General features: G+C 61.8%; 16 protein-coding genes. 7 read left to right on the plus strand and 9 right to left on the minus strand.

All coding sequences use genetic code 11. The annotated features are described in order from the left end of the window. Nucleotides 1-231 precede the first annotated feature (231 nt). Nucleotides 232-1,413 carry a CaiB/BaiF CoA-transferase family protein gene (locus B1722_RS24675; protein ID WP_086794702.1) on the plus strand — a complete coding sequence of 394 codons (1,182 nt, stop codon included), beginning with the start codon at nucleotides 232-234 and terminating at the stop codon, nucleotides 1,411-1,413. Nucleotides 1,414-1,548: 135 nt separating this feature from the next. Here B1722_RS24675 and B1722_RS24680 read toward each other — a convergent pair whose 3' ends face one another. Then, nucleotides 1,549-2,043, minus strand: coding sequence for a SprT family zinc-dependent metalloprotease (locus B1722_RS24680; protein WP_041067555.1), 495 nt, complete (start codon nucleotides 2,041-2,043; stop codon nucleotides 1,549-1,551). Nucleotides 2,044-2,191: 148 nt separating this feature from the next. After that, nucleotides 2,192-2,794 carry a Yip1 family protein gene (locus B1722_RS24685; protein ID WP_007917515.1) on the minus strand — a complete coding sequence of 201 codons (603 nt, stop codon included), beginning with the start codon at nucleotides 2,792-2,794 and terminating at the stop codon, nucleotides 2,192-2,194. Nucleotides 2,795-3,237: 443 nt separating this feature from the next. Between B1722_RS24685 and ttcA the strand changes: the two genes are divergently transcribed. Both ttcA and B1722_RS24695 read left to right on the plus strand, forming a co-directional pair. Next, nucleotides 3,238-4,062 (plus strand): tRNA 2-thiocytidine(32) synthetase TtcA, encoded by an 825-nt coding sequence (ttcA, locus tag B1722_RS24690; RefSeq protein ID WP_041067551.1) that lies wholly within the window; start codon nucleotides 3,238-3,240, stop codon nucleotides 4,060-4,062. A gap of 182 nt (nucleotides 4,063-4,244) precedes the next feature. After that, on the plus strand, nucleotides 4,245-4,919 hold the full coding sequence (locus B1722_RS24695) for a DNA-3-methyladenine glycosylase I (protein ID WP_086794704.1): 675 nt from the start codon (nucleotides 4,245-4,247) through the stop codon (nucleotides 4,917-4,919). A gap of 113 nt (nucleotides 4,920-5,032) precedes the next feature. On the opposite strand, the gene B1722_RS24700 is transcribed toward B1722_RS24695, so the two are convergent. From B1722_RS24700 to arsC, 3 genes are read right to left on the minus strand one after another with little or no spacing between them, the layout of a single operon-like run. Then, entirely contained in the window at nucleotides 5,033-5,458 is a 426-nt protein-coding gene (locus tag B1722_RS24700) for a DUF2069 domain-containing protein (protein ID WP_041067545.1), read from the minus strand. Between the two features lies 1 nt (nucleotide 5,459). After that, nucleotides 5,460-6,056, minus strand: coding sequence for an NAD(P)H:quinone oxidoreductase (gene wrbA / locus B1722_RS24705; RefSeq protein ID WP_041067542.1), 597 nt, complete (start codon nucleotides 6,054-6,056; stop codon nucleotides 5,460-5,462). Continuing rightward, entirely contained in the window at nucleotides 6,053-6,406 is a 354-nt protein-coding gene (gene arsC, locus B1722_RS24710) for an arsenate reductase (glutaredoxin) (RefSeq protein WP_041067539.1), read from the minus strand. Before arsC ends, wrbA begins: the two co-directional genes overlap by 4 nt. A 114-nt stretch (nucleotides 6,407-6,520) precedes the next feature. On the opposite strand from arsC, the gene B1722_RS24715 reads away from it, so the two are divergent. Further along, entirely contained in the window at nucleotides 6,521-6,988 is a 468-nt protein-coding gene (locus B1722_RS24715; protein ID WP_041067536.1) for a TlpA disulfide reductase family protein, read from the plus strand. A gap of 172 nt (nucleotides 6,989-7,160) precedes the next feature. Here the strand turns inward: B1722_RS24715 and B1722_RS24720 are convergent, their stop codons facing one another. Together B1722_RS24720 and B1722_RS24725 are read right to left on the minus strand one after the other, a co-directional pair. Beyond that, a complete protein-coding gene (locus tag B1722_RS24720; protein WP_086794706.1) occupies nucleotides 7,161-7,565 on the minus strand; it encodes an META domain-containing protein in 405 nt (134 codons plus the stop codon). Next, a complete protein-coding gene (locus tag B1722_RS24725; protein WP_041067531.1) occupies nucleotides 7,565-7,999 on the minus strand; it encodes a hypothetical protein in 435 nt (144 codons plus the stop codon). Before B1722_RS24725 ends, B1722_RS24720 begins: the two co-directional genes overlap by 1 nt. A gap of 133 nt (nucleotides 8,000-8,132) precedes the next feature. Here B1722_RS24725 and B1722_RS24730 point away from each other — a divergent pair, with 133 nt between their 5' ends. Beyond that, the gene (locus tag B1722_RS24730; RefSeq protein WP_041067528.1) at nucleotides 8,133-8,570 is read left to right on the plus strand and encodes a hypothetical protein; all 438 of its coding nucleotides are present in this window, start codon (nucleotides 8,133-8,135) and stop codon (nucleotides 8,568-8,570) included. An 11-nt stretch (nucleotides 8,571-8,581) separates the two neighbouring features. Here B1722_RS24730 and B1722_RS24735 read toward each other — a convergent pair whose 3' ends face one another. Together B1722_RS24735 and B1722_RS24740 are read right to left on the minus strand one after the other, a co-directional pair. Further along, entirely contained in the window at nucleotides 8,582-9,571 is a 990-nt protein-coding gene (locus B1722_RS24735; RefSeq protein WP_086794708.1) for a 2-hydroxyacid dehydrogenase, read from the minus strand. An 83-nt stretch (nucleotides 9,572-9,654) separates the two neighbouring features. Further along, complete coding sequence (locus tag B1722_RS24740; protein ID WP_086794717.1) at nucleotides 9,655-12,408, minus strand: response regulator; 2,754 nt, start codon at nucleotides 12,406-12,408, stop codon at nucleotides 9,655-9,657. 217 nt (nucleotides 12,409-12,625) lie between these two features. On the opposite strand from B1722_RS24740, the gene B1722_RS24745 reads away from it, so the two are divergent. Then, nucleotides 12,626-13,348: a response regulator transcription factor gene (locus tag B1722_RS24745; RefSeq protein ID WP_041067521.1), complete on the plus strand. Its 723-nt coding sequence runs from the start codon at nucleotides 12,626-12,628 to the stop codon at nucleotides 13,346-13,348. After that, nucleotides 13,335-14,759, plus strand: coding sequence for a sensor histidine kinase (locus B1722_RS24750; protein WP_086794710.1), 1,425 nt, complete (start codon nucleotides 13,335-13,337; stop codon nucleotides 14,757-14,759). Before B1722_RS24745 ends, B1722_RS24750 begins: the two co-directional genes overlap by 14 nt. Nucleotides 14,760-14,836 lie beyond the last annotated feature (77 nt).

Genomic DNA, 14,836 nt, shown 5'->3' on the forward strand with positions numbered 1-14,836 from the left:
AGGGAGCTTGCTCCCGCCGGACTGCGCAGCAGGCCCCTCTTTGAAGAACGGGGCCGCTTCGCGCCCCTGCGGGAGCAAGCTCCCTCGCCACAGGTGTCCTGAAAAACCTGCTTCGGCAGGTTTTTTATTGCCTGCGATTTGAGCATTACGGTCACTGCCGCTGACACATCCGGTGATTGCCGTGCGCGGCATCGCTGCCTAGTCTGAGTGCATCGCACAAGGAATTCGCCCATGTCCGCACCGCTGGCCTCACTGAAGATTCTCGATTTCTCGACCCTGCTACCGGGGCCATTCGCGTCGCTGTTGCTGGCCGACATGGGCGCCGAAGTGCTGCGCATCGAGTCGCCCACGCGCATGGACCTGCTGCGGGTGTTGCCGCCGCACGATCAAGGGGTGTCCGCCAGCCACGCTTACCTCAACCGCAACAAGCGCAGCCTGGCGCTGGATCTCAAGCAGCCGGAGGCGCTGGAGGTGATCAGGCAGTTGCTGGGCGAATACGACATCGTTCTGGAACAGTTCCGTCCCGGGGTGATGGAACGTTTGGGTCTGGGCTACGAGGCGTTGAAGGCGATCAACCCGAAGCTGATTTACGTGTCGATCACCGGCTACGGCCAGACCGGCCCGTACAAGGATCGCGCCGGGCATGACATCAATTATCTGGCGCTGGCCGGGCTCTCCAGCTACACCGGCCGCACCGACAGCGGGCCGTTGCCGTTGGGCATGCAGGTGGCGGATATCGCGGGCGGTTCACTGCATGGGGTGATCGGCCTGCTGGCGGCGGTCATCGCCCGGCAGCAGAGCGGGCAGGGCACGCATCTGGACGTGAGCATGACCGATTGCACCTTCAGCCTGAACGCCATGGCTGGCGCCGGATATCTGGCCTGTGGCGAGGAACCGCACTGGGAAGACCAGATGCTCAATGGCGGCAGCTTCTATGACTATTACCGCTCGCGCGACGGGCGCTGGCTGTCGGTGGGCAGTCTGGAACCGGGGTTCATGCAGCAACTGTGCGCGGCGTTGGGCCGGCCGGAGCTGGCGGCGCAGGGCTTGTCGCCGAAACCCGAACAGCAACGGTTATTGAAGGATGCGCTGAAAGTTGAGTTCGAGAGGCACGACTTTGCCGAGCTGTGCGAATTGTTCGCCGGAGTCGATGCCTGTGTCGAACCGGTCTTGAACCTGAGCGAGGCGGTGCAGCATCCGCAGTTGCAGGCGCGGGAACTGGTGACCCAGGTGCCGCGTGGCGACGGTACGACTCAGGCGCAGATCGGCTGTCCGTTGAAATTCTCCGAGGCGCTGCCGGCGCCGCGGCATGTTGGTGCGAAGTTGGGACAGCACACGGAGCAGGTGCTGGGGGAGTTGGGGTTTGATGCTGAGCGGATTGCTCAATTGCGTGCGGCCAAGGTCATTCTCTAGCGTTGGTGCTGGCCTCATCGCTGGCAAGCCAGCTCCCACAGTTTCTTTGGGGTGTTCACAGGCTCTGTGTTCGGCACAAAACCTGTGGGAGCTGGCTTGCCAGCGATGAGGCCCTCCAATGCAGCAACGAACCGGCTATTCCACCCGCATCTCACCACTGAACACCAAGGTGTTGCGACAACGCCGGCACAAATACCGCCGCCCCTGGCGCACCAGGCTATGACGCTGCGCCGAAAACGGAAAATCACTGTCGGCGCACGGGCATTTGTAGATATAGCGGGTCACGCTGCGGCGTTTCACGGCGTAGGTGTGGCAACGATCCGGTGGCAGTTCATAAACCCCGCGCATGATCAGTTGCCATTCTTCGCCATGCGGCTGGATACGGTCGCCGAACAGTTGATGGGCGATCAGGTGCGCGACTTCATGGGCCACGGTCTGCTTGAGGAAGTGTTCGGTGTTTTCCCGGTACAGCTGCGGGTTGAAGCGCAGCAGGTTCTCGTGCAGATGCGCGACACCGGCTTTTTGCCCGCGCAGCTTGAGGCTGACGACCGGGCGTTGGAAATGACGTTTGAAAAAGGCTTCAGCGAGTTGGTAACAGTCTTCGACGCGGGTATTGAGTTGCTCGGGCATGCTTGATGGATCTCCAGAGGCGTCGAGTATGCCGCAACCTCCAGGACTTGCGAATCGTTGACCTGCCGAATGGTCATTCGCGAAACGAGAAGGCCGCCTTGCGGCGGCCTGTATTGGCAGATCTTGTTTTTCTCGGGGATAAAGCCTGTCAGTTGGTATACACCGGCCCCACGCCGAGGCCCCAGACAATCACGGTGAACGCCATGATGGCCACCAGCACCACCAGACCCACCGCCAGCACTGAGCTGGAAAACAGGAAGCCTTCGTCTGACGGTATGTTCATGAACGTTGGTAGCCCGACGTACAGCAGATACACCGTGTAGCAGATGGCCGCCGTGCCGACGATCATCCCCAGCCACATATGCGGATACAGCGCCGCCAGCCCGCCAACGAACAACGGCGTGGCGGTGTAGGTTGCGAACGCCACGCAACGCGCCAGACTTGGATTGGCGTCATACGTGCGGGCCATCCAGTGCACAAAGGCGCCCATCACCGCGACCCCGCCGAGCATTGCCAGGTACGACATCACGGTCATCCAGATCGCACTTTCGACGGTGAGCATCACCGGTGCGCGATTGCCGATCACCCAGCCGACCTGCGTGGTGCCGATAAACGCCGAAACGGCCGGAATCGCCGCCAGGATCAGCGTGTGTGTCAGGTACATGTGGCTGATGCTTTCCTCTTGGTCGCCACGGATTTCCTTCCATTCCTGATCGGGGTGGGTAAAAAGTCCCACTACGTGATGGATCATGCCAGTCACTCCTCTTGTTATTGCCATCGCCCCCCAGCGGAGCGCCTACGGGCCAAGGTGGCCGAGCAAATACAGGTCTTCAGATGTGTGCGACCTTATGTCGCAGTATAGAAAGGACTTAACCGCACAGGGACTAGGGGCTTAGAGCAAATTGCGCTGTAAACACTGGGCGTAATCGCGGCAGGGTCTTGCGCATTTGAGGCTGGGTCACCTCTGTGGCGAGGGAGCTTGCTCCCGCTCGGTTGCGCAGCAGTCGCCAATCCTTGCAGTTCGGTGAGTCAGGAAAATAGCGACTGCAGGTTTGGGGGCGCTTCGCACCCCAGCGGGAGTAAGCTCCCTCGCCACAGGGGATCGGTTGAAAGGGACAGACCCACGGCCCTTCGCGCTCCCCGGGTTTTTGCGTAAAATGCCCGCCTTTCGTCACACCTCACGGATTTCGCGTCATGGGCACTCTTACGGTCAACCAGAACAAACTGCAAAAGCGCCTGCGCCGCCTGGCCGGCGAAGCGGTCGCCGATTTCAACATGATCGAAGACGGCGACAAGGTCATGGTCTGCCTGTCCGGGGGCAAGGACAGTTACACCATGCTCGACGTGCTGCTGCACCTGCAGAAGGTTGCACCGATCAAGTTCGAGATCGTCGCGGTGAACATGGATCAGAAGCAGCCGGGCTTCCCCGAGCACGTGCTGCCGGCCTACCTGAAAGAGCTGGGCGTCGAGTACCACATCGTCGAGAAAGACACTTACTCGGTGGTCAAGGAGTTGATTCCCGAAGGCAAGACCACCTGCTCGCTGTGCTCGCGCCTGCGTCGCGGCACGCTGTACACCTTTGCCGATGAAATCGGTGCGACCAAGATGGCCCTCGGTCACCATCGCGATGACATCGTCGAGACGTTCTTCCTCAACATGTTCTTCAACGGCACCCTCAAGGCGATGCCGCCGAAGCTGCGCGCCGACGACGGGCGCAACGTGGTGATCCGTCCGCTGGCCTACTGCAACGAGAAAGACATCCAGGCCTACTCGGACTTCAAGGAATTCCCGATCATCCCGTGCAACCTCTGCGGTTCGCAGGAAAACCTGCAGCGCCAGGTGGTCAAGGAAATGCTTCAGGACTGGGAGCGCAAGACTCCGGGCCGCACTGAAAGCATCTTCCGCAGTCTGCAGAACGTCGTGCCGTCGCAACTGGCCGACCGCAACCTGTTCGACTTCACCAGCCTGAAGATCGACGAAACGGCGGCTTCGCGCTTCGTTAACGTCGTCAACCTGTAAACCCCTTCCCTGTGGGAGCGGCCCTGTGGTGAGGGGATTTATCCCCGATGGGCTGCGCAGCAGCCCCAGCTTTTCTGGGGGAGCTTTGCTCCTCATCGGGGCGGTGCGACGTTTCGCTAAATCCCCTCACCACAGGGCCTGCCCCCACATGGGGTTTTTCGTTTCATTCAATAGGAGAGGGCATGCGCGATTACAAGTGGCTGCACGAATTCTGTCTGAACCGCTTCGGTTCGGCGGCTGAACTGGAAGCCCATCTGCCCGTTCCCAAGACTCCCGCGCAATTGCGCAAGATCAGCGACGACCGCTACCTCTCGACCATGGCCCTGCGCGTCTTTCGCGCCGGCCTCAAGCACAGCCTGGTGGACGCCAAGTGGCCGGCTTTCGAAGAGGTGTTCTTCAAGTTCGACCCGGAAAAAGTCGTGCTGATGAGCGCCGAACATCTTGAACGCCTGATGCAGGACGCGCGGATCATCCGCCACCTGGGCAAGCTCAAGAGCGTGCCGCGCAATGCGCAGTTCATTCTCGATGTCGAGCAGGAGAAGGGCAGTTTCGGCGCGCTGATCGCCGACTGGCCGGTGACCGATATCGTCGGTTTGTGGACCTACCTGAAAAAACACGGGAGTCAGTTAGGTGGGCTGTCGGCACCACGCTTCCTGCGCATGGTCGGCAAGGACACCTTCGTGCCGAGCTATGACGTGGTCGCGGCGCTGAATGCGCAGAAGATCGTCGACAAGGCGCCGACCAGTCTGCGCGATCTGGCGATTGTGCAGAACGCGTTCAATCAGTGGCATGAGCAGAGTGGCGGGCGGCCGATGAGTCAGATTTCGATGATGCTCGCGTACACTGTCAATCATTGACATCGAGTTGCTTCAATCGCTGGCAAGCCAGCTCCCACAGGATCCTTGTTGAAACACAATTTTGTGATCGACACAAAAACGGTGGGAGCTGGCTTGCCAGCGATAGCGATCTGTCAGGCGACAGAGACTTCGCCCTCGCCAGCCAGCTTGCGATTCAACTGATACCGCCACCGCACATACAGCAGCGCCGAGCAGAACAGTGCCAGGCTCGCGGCCATCTCCAGCACGCCAAACAGCTGCCGGTTCGGGTCATACGCTGCCAGTGCACCCTTGATGAAATACAGATTCACCACAAAGCACATCCACGAGTGCGCACGCGCGTTGCCCATCAGCATTCCCGGCGCGAGGATCAGCCACGGGATCAGTTCGACCAGCAGGATCACCCACGGTCGAGCGCCGTGCAGGTCGGCGAACACCAGGTAATAAGCCGCCAGCAATCCTGCCAGGCCGAAAAAGCACAGCAGACTGATAACCCGCATCGCCCGTACACGCGGCTCCAGCCATTCAACGCTGGGCAGGACTTTCGGCTTCCGGGCCATGTCAGCCCTCCAGTTTTTGCGCGGTTTTCGCCAGGCGTGCGCCGAGTGCGCGACACAGCGCCATCTCGTGCGGATCCAGACCTTTTTTGCCATCGGCCCCGGCGTGATGACTGGCGCCATACGGCGTACCGCCGCCTTGGGTTTCCAGCAACGCCGACTCGCTGTACGGCAGGCCGGTGATCAGCATGCCGTGATGAAGCAGCGGCAGCATCATCGACAACAAGGTGGTTTCCTGGCCGCCGTGCAGGCTGGCGGTGGAGGTGAACACGCCAGCCGGTTTGCCGACCAGTGCGCCGGTCAGCCACAGGTTGCTGGTGCCATCGAGGAAGTACTTCAGCGGTGCGGCCATGTTGCCGAAACGTGTCGGGCTGCCGAGGGCCAGACCCGCGCAATTCTTCAGGTCATCGAGCGTGGCGTACAACGCGCCTTCATCCGGGATGTCCGGCGACACGGCTTCGCACTCGGTGGAAATGGCGGGCACCGTACGCAAGCGCGCTTCGAGACCCGCCTGTTCGACACCGCGCGCAATCTGCCGCGCCATCTCATTGGTCGCGCCGTTGCGGCTGTAATACAGCACCAGAATATAGGGCGCGCTCACGGCAACAGCTCCAGCACATTTTCCGGCGGACGACCGATCACGGCTTTGTTGCCGACTTCAAGAATTGGCCGTTCCATCAGTTTTGGGTGCTGGACGATGGCGTCGATCAATTGCGCTTCGCTGAGGCTTTCGTCAGCCAGCTGAAGCATTTTGTATTCATCTTCTCCGGTGCGCAGCAACTGACGCGCGCTGATTCCCAGCTTGCCGAGCAGTGCCTTGATTTGTACCGCATTCAGTGGGGTTTCGAGGTAACGCACCACGTTCGGGGTCAGGCCGCGGGCCTCAAGAAGTTCCAGCGCGCCGCGGGATTTCGAGCAGCGCGGATTGTGATAAAGCGTCAGATCGGTCATGGCAGGTCGCTTCTGGCGTAAAGTGGCGGCTATTCTAACTGTGCAGCGCGCAATCCAGAACCTTCAGAGGCAACGGGTCGCAGGCGCCTTCAATTTTTGACCAGGGAACATGACATGACACGGCGATTGGCAGCGGCATTGACGATAATCGGGGCGTTGATGCTGGGGGGCTGCGGCAACGACTACGGCATTGACCAGAATGGTCAGAAAGTGGCGTCCGAGCGCCTGGACAAACAATGGGTAGTGCTCAACTACTGGGCCGAATGGTGTGGCCCGTGCCGCACTGAAATCCCGGAACTCAACCATTTGGCGGACGAACTCAAGAGCAAGAATGTCGGTGTGTTCGGGGTCAACTTCGACAACGTCCAGGGTGAAGACCTGAAGAGCGCCAGCGAGAAACTCGGCATCAAATTCACCGTGCTGGCGCAGGATCCGGCCGACCTGTTCGACCTGCCGCGCAGTGAGGCCTTGCCAGTGACCTACATCATCGACAACAAGGGCAAGGTGCGTGAGCAGTTGATGGGCGAGCAGACGGCGGCGGGGGTGATGGCGAAGCTGGAGGCGTTGCAGGCGACGAAGTGAGCTGAATCGGCTTTTGTGGCGAGGGAGCTTGCTCCCGCTGGGCCGCGAAGCGGCCCCAAACCCTGCTGACTCGTGTCTCCGGCAACGCGCGGTTAACGGTTTTGCGACTGCTACGCAGCCGAGCGAGAGCAAGCTCCCTCGCCACAGTAATTTCAGTGTGCGTCGAAGGGGGTTAACCCTCTTCCAGCCACCAACGCAACGGCTTGCCTTCGGCCGGCCAGAAGCGCATCTGCTCGATCGGCGAGATGTCCCAGCGCTCAACGCCTTGCAGCGCTTGCAGGAAGCGTTGTTCCTGCTCCATCAGCGCCGGGGCGCAGAGTTTGCGGGTCTTGCCGATCGGGCCGAAGCTCAGTTTGTCGCCGTCGAGGGTGTACGGCGCGAACCAGTGGTTGCAGCCGCCATTGCCGTAAGCACGACCATCGTCGCCGAGGGTCACGGTCAGGTGGCTGTAATCCATTAAGGGCCGCTCGCCGATCCATTCCAGAATGTAGCTGCGGTTCTGTTGCAACTGCACTGGCTCTGCGGCGCAGCCCACCAGACCGGCACCGACCAGCAGCGGCAGGGCAAGGCGTTTCATCACGCAGGCTCCTGGCATTTCGGGCACAAGTGCTTGTCGCCGACGGCTTTCCAGCCCAGCTCGGCGATGCGCGCGGTGGCGGCCGGCTTCTCGGCGCTCTTGCCCAGCTTGGCGTCCACGGCGAACTCGAAGTTCAGCTCTTTGGCGCAGCTGTCGCAGTTGACCTGCCAGGTGTGGATCGCCAGTTCGCCGAATACCGGGCCGGTGGTCATCGCGGTCCATTGGCCCGGCGGATTGATCAGGTGGCGCACGGTGTCGACGGTCAGGCGCATGGACAAGTCCTTGCTGCCTTTGAGCGTGACCAACAGGACGTCACCGTTGCGAATCGAGCCACCATTGCCGGTGACCTGATAGCGGCCCGGTACAAGGGCGCGGCATTCGGTGAGGGTGTGTTGCGGGTTCATCAGGGTGTAGCGGAAATCGTGTTCGACCATGGGTCCTCCAAATCTGCGCGACATGCTAGCACGGGCTGGATTGCAGGATGGCGTACGTGTGCGACCTTCGATCCGGTTCAAATCGGCTGGCGCTCATGGCAAACTGCCGCCCTTCAATCTGAGGGAACGGAACATGGCGTTGATCGAATGTTATGAATGCAAGCGCAGCATCAGCTCGGAAGCAAAGGCGTGCATTCATTGTGGTGCTCCGATGGCGCAGCAGCACGAGCACACACCGGCGCAAGCCGCCGCGACGATTTCATTCGGCAGCCTGCCGCGCAACAAATCCGTGCCCGAAGCCTTTGTTCCGCCACCAGCTCCGGAGCCGACGCCGAAAGTGACACCGGCCGCTGTCGGCCGGCGCCGTCGGCAGCCCGAGCCCGCGCCGCAGCCTCAGGCCAACGCCGATGGTTCGCGTCCGGTGGAAGGCTGGTTGAAGATCATGGTGTTTCTGTTGCCGATGGTCTTTGTCTGGTTCCTGCTGCGCAACGGCCACTCGATGAAACAGCGCTTTTTCGGGTTTGGCTGGCTGGCGCTGCTGATTCTGGCCTCGTCGCTGTCGCCCAAATAAGCCGCCAATCCTCAGCCTTCGACCTGGTTCTGCGGCGTGCCTGCGGCCCAGGTCGCGATGTTGTGCAGGGTGGTCGCGGCAATCGCACCCAAGGCTTCATGGGTCAGGAACGCCTGATGCGCGGTGATGATCACGTTCGGAAACGTCAGTAACCGCGCCAGCACGTCGTCCTGCAACGGCAGGTCGCTGCGGTCTTCGAAAAACAGCTGCGCTTCTTCCTCATACACATCCAGTCCCAGATAGCCCAATTGGCCGTCCTTCAGTGCATCGATCAACGCCGGTGTGTCCACCAGGCCGCCGCGCCCCGTGTTGATCAGCATTGCCCCCGGTTGCAGATGGGCCAGTGACTCCCGGTTGATCAAGTGTTTGCTTTGCACATTGAGCGGGCAATGCAGGCTGATGATCCGCGACTGCGCGAGCAGCTCCGGCAGGCTCAGATACCGCGCGCCCAAAGCCACAACCTGCGGATTTGGATACGGATCGTAGGCCAGCAACTGACAACCGAAACCGTGCATGATTTTCGCGAACGTCGCGCCGATCTGCCCGGTGCCAACGATGCCGACCGTTTTGCCCACCAGATCGAAACCGGTCAGGCCGTGCAGGGTGAAATCGCCTTCGCGGGTGCGGTTGTAGGCGCGGTGCAGGCGCCGGTTGAGCGCCAGAATCAGCGCCACCGCATGTTCGGCCACCGCATGTGGCGAATAGGCCGGCACCCGCACCACGGCCAACCCGAGGCGTTTCGCCGCGAGCAGATCGACATGGTTGTAGCCCGCCGAACGCAGGGCGATCAGGCGCGTGCCCCCGGCCGCCAGACGCTCCAGCACTGGCGCGCTGAGATCGTCATTGATGAAGGCGCAGACCACCTCGTGGTGCTCGGCCAGGGCGGCGGTGTCGAGACTGAGCCGGGCCTGCTGAAAGTGCAGTTCTATCCCGCCCGGGCAATCGACGGCGAGGAAACTGTCGCGGTCGTAGGTCTGGCTGCTGAAAACGAGCGTGCGCATGTATTCCTCCTGGAACGGGGTGGCGAGTCAATATTGACCACCACCACTTTATCGGCGGTTGCCAACACCGGTATTGCCATGGGTCAGGCGCTGATTCTGGCCTGGGTCGCGAGGCGATTGATTGCCCGCTCCAATTCCTCCAACGCCGCCGGTGCTTTCGGGTCGCCCTGTTTGAGCAGGGTTTCACTGCGCTGGCAGGCCGCGCGCAATTGCGGCACGCCGCAATACCGGGTCGCGCCGTGCAGGCGATGCACGCGCTCGATCAGTGCATTCTGATCGCGGGCTTCACTGGCGGCGCGAATCGCTTCGCGGTCGGCTTCCAGCGAGGCAAGCAGCATCGCCAGCATGTCGGCCGCCAGATCGGCCTTGCCGGCGGCCAGGCGCAAGCCTTCTTCGTGGTCGATCACGGGCAGTTCGTTGCTGCCCGTCGCACTCTCGCTGGCGCGCTCCGCGCCTTGATTGCGCAAGGCCAGCCCCGTCCATTTCAGCACCACTTGCGCCAGTTGCCGCTCGCTGATCGGTTTGGTCAGGTAGTCGTCCATGCCGCTTTGCAGCAAGGCGCGTTTTTCGTTGGCCATGGCGTGGGCGGTCAGGGCGACGATCGGCAGCGGTGTGCTATGCCGTTCGCTTTCCCACTGACGGATGGTTTCGGTGGTCTGGCGTCCGTCCATGCCCGGCATCTGTACGTCCATCAGCACCAGATCGAAGGATTCGCTCTGCACCGCTTTGACTGCTGCGTAGCCGCTTTCCACGGCCAGCACCTTGGCGCCCATGTCTTCGAGCAGGGTCTGCACCAGCAACAGGTTGGCTGGGTTGTCGTCGACGCACAGGACTTTCGGAGCACGGCTCGACAGCGGTTCGCCTGGTTCATTGCGCGGCTGGCGCGGGTTGGCCAGATCCGCCAGCGCCCGACGCAATTTGCGCGTGCAGGCCGGTTTGGCTGGCAGCTGACTGTGCGGGTTGGGCACCGAGAGATGGAACAACGTCTGTTCGGTGGTCGGGCACAACACCAGCACTTTGCAACCGAGGTGTTCCAGATCCCAGATGTGCTGGTTCAGGCGCTCCGGGAGCATGTCGTTGCTGGTGATGCCGAGCACCGCAAGGTCGATGGCCTGATCGGTCTGGTGCGCGCCGGTGACGCCGTTGGTCAGGCTCTCCAGGGTATTGAATGGCGTGACATCGAGGCCACAGTCTTCCAGTTGATGCTGCAAGGCCTGGCGCGCCAGTTCGTGATTTTCCAGCACCGCCACGCGGCGTCCGAGTAGCGGTGGGGCCGGCAAATCTTCGGTGTCGTCGCGGGTTTTCGGCAGGCTCAGGCTGATCCAGAACTCCGAGCCTTCGCCCGGGGTGCTGTCGACGCCGATTTCGCCGCCCATCTGTTCGATCAGGCGCTTGGAAATCACCAGACCCAGACCGGTGCCGCCGGGCTGGCGCGACAGCGAGTTGTCGGCCTGACTGAACGCCTGGAACAACGCGCGCACATCCTGACTCGACAGGCCGATGCCGGTGTCCTGAATGCTGATGCGCAGTTGCACGCTGTCTTCATGTTCTTCTTCAAGCATGGCGCGCGCGACGATGGTGCCTTCGCGGGTGAACTTGATCGCGTTGCTGACCAGGTTGGTGAGGATCTGTTTCAGGCGCAGCGGGTCACCGACCAGCGACAGCGGCGTGTCGCGATAGACCAGGCTCACCAGCTCCAACTGCTTGGCGTGCGCCGCCGGCGCCAGAATCGTCAGGGTGTCCTGCAACAGGTCGCGCAGGTTGAACGGGATATGGTCGAGCACCAGCTTGCCGGCCTCGATCTTCGAGAAGTCGAGGATCTCGTTGATGATCCCGAGCAAGCTGTCGGCGGACTTTTCAATGGTGCCCAGATAGTCGAGCTGGCGCGGGGTCAGCTCGCTTTTCTGCAACAGATGCGTGAAGCCGAGAATGCCGTTGAGCGGCGTACGGATTTCGTGGCTCATGTTGGCGAGGAACTCGGATTTGATCCGGCTCGCCTCCAGCGCTTCTTTGCGCGCCAGGTCCAGTTCGATGTTCTGGATCTCGATGGTTTCCAGGTTCTGCCGCACGTCTTCGGTGGCCTGATCGACGCTGTGCTGCAATTCTTCGCGCGCGTTCTGCAGGGTCCCGGCCATGCGGTTGATGCCCGAGGCCAACTCGTCCAGCTCCTGGCTGCCGAGCGGTGGCAGACGGGTTTCCAGATGACCGTCCTTGAGTTGCGCGACGGCGTGTTTGATCTGGCTCAATGGGCGGTTGATGGTGCGGCCCATGCGCAAGGCGAGCAGGGCCGCGCCGGCGAGGCCCGCGGCGATCAGCAGCAGGCTGGCAAACAGACTGCGATAACCGCGCAGCAGCATGCCGTTGTGCGACAGCTCCAGTTCGACCCAGCCGAGCAGGCGCTCGGATTCTTGCGGGATCACGTCGCCGGCGAGGTTGCGATGCTTGCCGAACACCGGCATCAGATAACGGGTGGCGTCATTGCCGCTGCGCCGTTGCAGTTGTGCACTGTCGCCACTGGGGGCTTGATTGAGCATGGTCGGACCGGCGTGCGCCAGCGGGGTGCGGTCGGGGGCGAGGAAGGTGACGGCGCGCACGTCAGGCTGTTCCAGCGATTGGGTGGCGATGCGTTCGAGCAAATCGGTGTTGCCGTGGCCCATGGCGGGCGCTACCAGTGGCGCCAGTTGCTCGGCGATCATTTCACCGCGCTGCATCAGTTGGGTCTGCAAATCGGACTGTTGCATCCAGGTGAAATAGCCACCGAGCACCAACGCCATCAGGCTGGTGGGCAACAGGGTCAGCAACAATACGCGACCTTTGATTCCCAGTTTCTTGAGCACACCCATCTCCTGCATCCCGCTGAACTGTTGACTCGCACGTGCGTCCGGCACGCGACATTGGCGCAGTGTAGCGATTTGCAGGCAGGCAATCTTCGGAAAAATCATCTCGCCCTCGGCCGTCAGGGCGAGGCGCGTTTGTCCGGCCGGTCAAGCTTGGGTTGCCCGATGGCGGACAATCTTGAATAATCGGCCAACTGAGAATTATTTGCAGATACTCATGACTCCTGTTTCCACCGACCTGCCACGCATTCTTGCCATCGAGGACGACCCGGTGCTCGGTGCCTATGTTCACGAACACCTGGGCCGGAGTGGATTTGCGGTGACCTGGTGCCAGAACGGGCAGGAAGGTCTGAACATCGCTCGCCATCAGCCGTTCGACGTGGTGCTGATGGACATTCTGTTGCCGGGGCTCGATGGCCTGAAGGTGCTGACGCAATTGCGCCAGAGCCATTCGACGCCAGTGCTGCTGATGTCGGCGCTGGGCGCCGAGGCCGATCGCATTAGCGGCTTTCGTCTGGGCGCCGATGATTACCTGCCCAAGCCGTTCAGCATGGCCGAGCTGCATGTGCGGATCGAGGCGATCCTGCGCCGGGTGGCGCTGGATCGGCGCCCGGCAGCGATTGCACCGGCGGCGATTCACGGCGCGCTGCGCTTCGACGAAGAACAGTGCGAGGTCTTCTATAACGCGCAAGCTGCCGGTTTGACCCGCAGCGAATACCGCTTGCTGGAAACCCTCAATCGCAACGATGAAGAAGTCCTGAGCAAGGCCTTCCTGTATCAGCACGTGCTGCAACGCGGCTATGCGGCCCACGACCGCAGCCTCGACATGCACATCAGCCAGATCCGCCGCAAACTCAAGGCCATCGGTTACACCGAACGAGAAGTGCGCACGGTATGGGGCAAGGGTTATGTGCTGAGTGCGCCCGATGAAAGTCTCTGACTTGCCGGGGCGGCATTCGCTGTTCTGGAAACTGGCGTGTCTGCTGGTGGCGTTCTGTCTGCTGATGATCTGGTTAAGCTGGTCGTGGGGGCGTTACATGGAAGAGCGCAATCAGTTCCTTTCCGACGAGGCGCGCGGCACCCTCAGCCGTTATGCCGGCGAGGCCGAGCGGGCGTGGCAGCGCGGTGAGCGCGACGGTGTCGATAACTGGTTGCAGAGTATGGAGTTGCGTGAGGCGGCCTGGGTCGGGGTGATCGACCGCAATCTGCAATCGTTGAGCAGCGAGCCGCTGAATGAACAGGAAATCCAGCACCTGACCTTTTTGCGCGGCCTCGACTGGCCTATCCACAAGAAGGGCCGGCCGTGGCTGCGTGTGCCGTTTCCCCAGGACCCGTCCGCCGGCAGTCTGGTGATCGAGTTGCCCGAGCGTTTCCTGCCGGGGAAATACCGGGTGTTCTGGCGGGTGATCACCAACGGCGTGATTCCGGGGCTGTTCACCTTATTGCTGTGCATTGGCCTGTATCGCTTGCTGGTAGTGCCGTTGAATAACTTGCGTGAGCAGGCCAACGCCTGGCGTGCCGACCAATTGCATGTGCGTCTGTCGAGCGGTATCACCCAGCGCCCGGACGAACTCGGCGAGCTGGCGCGGGCCTTCGATTCAATGTCCGAACGCCTGCAATCCACCGTCGCCCTGCAACAGCAGCTGCTGCGCGACCTGTCCCATGAACTGCGTACGCCGCTGAGTCGTCTGCGGGTGGCCAGTGAGAGCGAGCAGGATCTGCGGCAACTGCGCGAGCGCATCGGCCGTGAAGTCGACGGTATGCAACGACTGGTCGAAGACACCCTGCAACTGGCCTGGCTCGACACCGAGCGTGCGCCGCTGCCTGACGAAGCGATCCAGATCCAGGCGCTGTGGGAAATGCTCACCGACAACGCCTGTTACGAAAGCGGCTGGCCGAGCCTGCAATTGCAGTGCGCGGTGCCGGCGTCGTGCTGGGTGCGCGGCAACCTCAATACTTTGGCGCAGGCGCTGGAAAATATTCTGCGCAATGCCATCCGTCATTCGCCCGAGGGTGGCATCGTGCGCCTCGATGGACGGCGTGACGGCGATTACTGGCATTTGTGGCTGGAGGATCAGGGCGGCGGGGTGGCCGAGGGCGATCTGCAACGGATCTTCTCACCCTTCACCCGCCTCGACGGCTCGCGCCCGGGGGACGGCGGGTTTGGGTTGGGGTTGAGCATTGCGAGGAATGCGGTGCAGCGCCAGGGTGGGATGGTGTGGGCGGAGAATGCCGGGGCGGGGTTGCGGCTGAATTTGCGCCTGGTGGCGGATGACGCTGCACTCAGATCCGATGCCATCGCTGGCAAGCCAGCTCCCACCGTGAACTTCTGTCAGACAAATACCGTGTGAACACCTGAAACCCTGTGGGAGCTGGCTTGCCAGCGATGAGGCCATCAGCATCGCTCTGGAAACTTCAGAACGGCCAG

Source organism: Pseudomonas sp. SCPG-7 (genome assembly GCF_002156405.1).
Classification (GTDB): domain Bacteria; phylum Pseudomonadota; class Gammaproteobacteria; order Pseudomonadales; family Pseudomonadaceae; genus Aquipseudomonas; species Aquipseudomonas parakoreensis.

Excerpts from the sequence above, each read along its gene's own strand:
- B1722_RS24675 (WP_086794702.1), top strand. The coding sequence starts at position 232 with ATGTCCGCACCGCTGGCCTCACTGAAGATTCTCGATTTCTCGACCCTG.
- B1722_RS24680 (WP_041067555.1), bottom strand. The coding sequence starts at position 2,043 with ATGCCCGAGCAACTCAATACCCGCGTCGAAGACTGTTACCAACTCGCT.
- B1722_RS24685 (WP_007917515.1), bottom strand. The coding sequence starts at position 2,794 with ATGATCCATCACGTAGTGGGACTTTTTACCCACCCCGATCAGGAATGG.
- ttcA (WP_041067551.1), top strand. The coding sequence starts at position 3,238 with ATGGGCACTCTTACGGTCAACCAGAACAAACTGCAAAAGCGCCTGCGC.
- B1722_RS24695 (WP_086794704.1), top strand. The coding sequence starts at position 4,245 with ATGCGCGATTACAAGTGGCTGCACGAATTCTGTCTGAACCGCTTCGGT.
- B1722_RS24700 (WP_041067545.1), bottom strand. The coding sequence starts at position 5,458 with ATGGCCCGGAAGCCGAAAGTCCTGCCCAGCGTTGAATGGCTGGAGCCG.
- arsC (WP_041067539.1), bottom strand. The coding sequence starts at position 6,406 with ATGACCGATCTGACGCTTTATCACAATCCGCGCTGCTCGAAATCCCGC.
- B1722_RS24715 (WP_041067536.1), top strand. The coding sequence starts at position 6,521 with ATGACACGGCGATTGGCAGCGGCATTGACGATAATCGGGGCGTTGATG.
- B1722_RS24720 (WP_086794706.1), bottom strand. The coding sequence starts at position 7,565 with ATGAAACGCCTTGCCCTGCCGCTGCTGGTCGGTGCCGGTCTGGTGGGC.
- B1722_RS24725 (WP_041067531.1), bottom strand. The coding sequence starts at position 7,999 with ATGGTCGAACACGATTTCCGCTACACCCTGATGAACCCGCAACACACC.
- B1722_RS24730 (WP_041067528.1), top strand. The coding sequence starts at position 8,133 with ATGGCGTTGATCGAATGTTATGAATGCAAGCGCAGCATCAGCTCGGAA.
- B1722_RS24735 (WP_086794708.1), bottom strand. The coding sequence starts at position 9,571 with ATGCGCACGCTCGTTTTCAGCAGCCAGACCTACGACCGCGACAGTTTC.
- B1722_RS24745 (WP_041067521.1), top strand. The coding sequence starts at position 12,626 with ATGACTCCTGTTTCCACCGACCTGCCACGCATTCTTGCCATCGAGGAC.
- B1722_RS24750 (WP_086794710.1), top strand. The coding sequence starts at position 13,335 with ATGAAAGTCTCTGACTTGCCGGGGCGGCATTCGCTGTTCTGGAAACTG.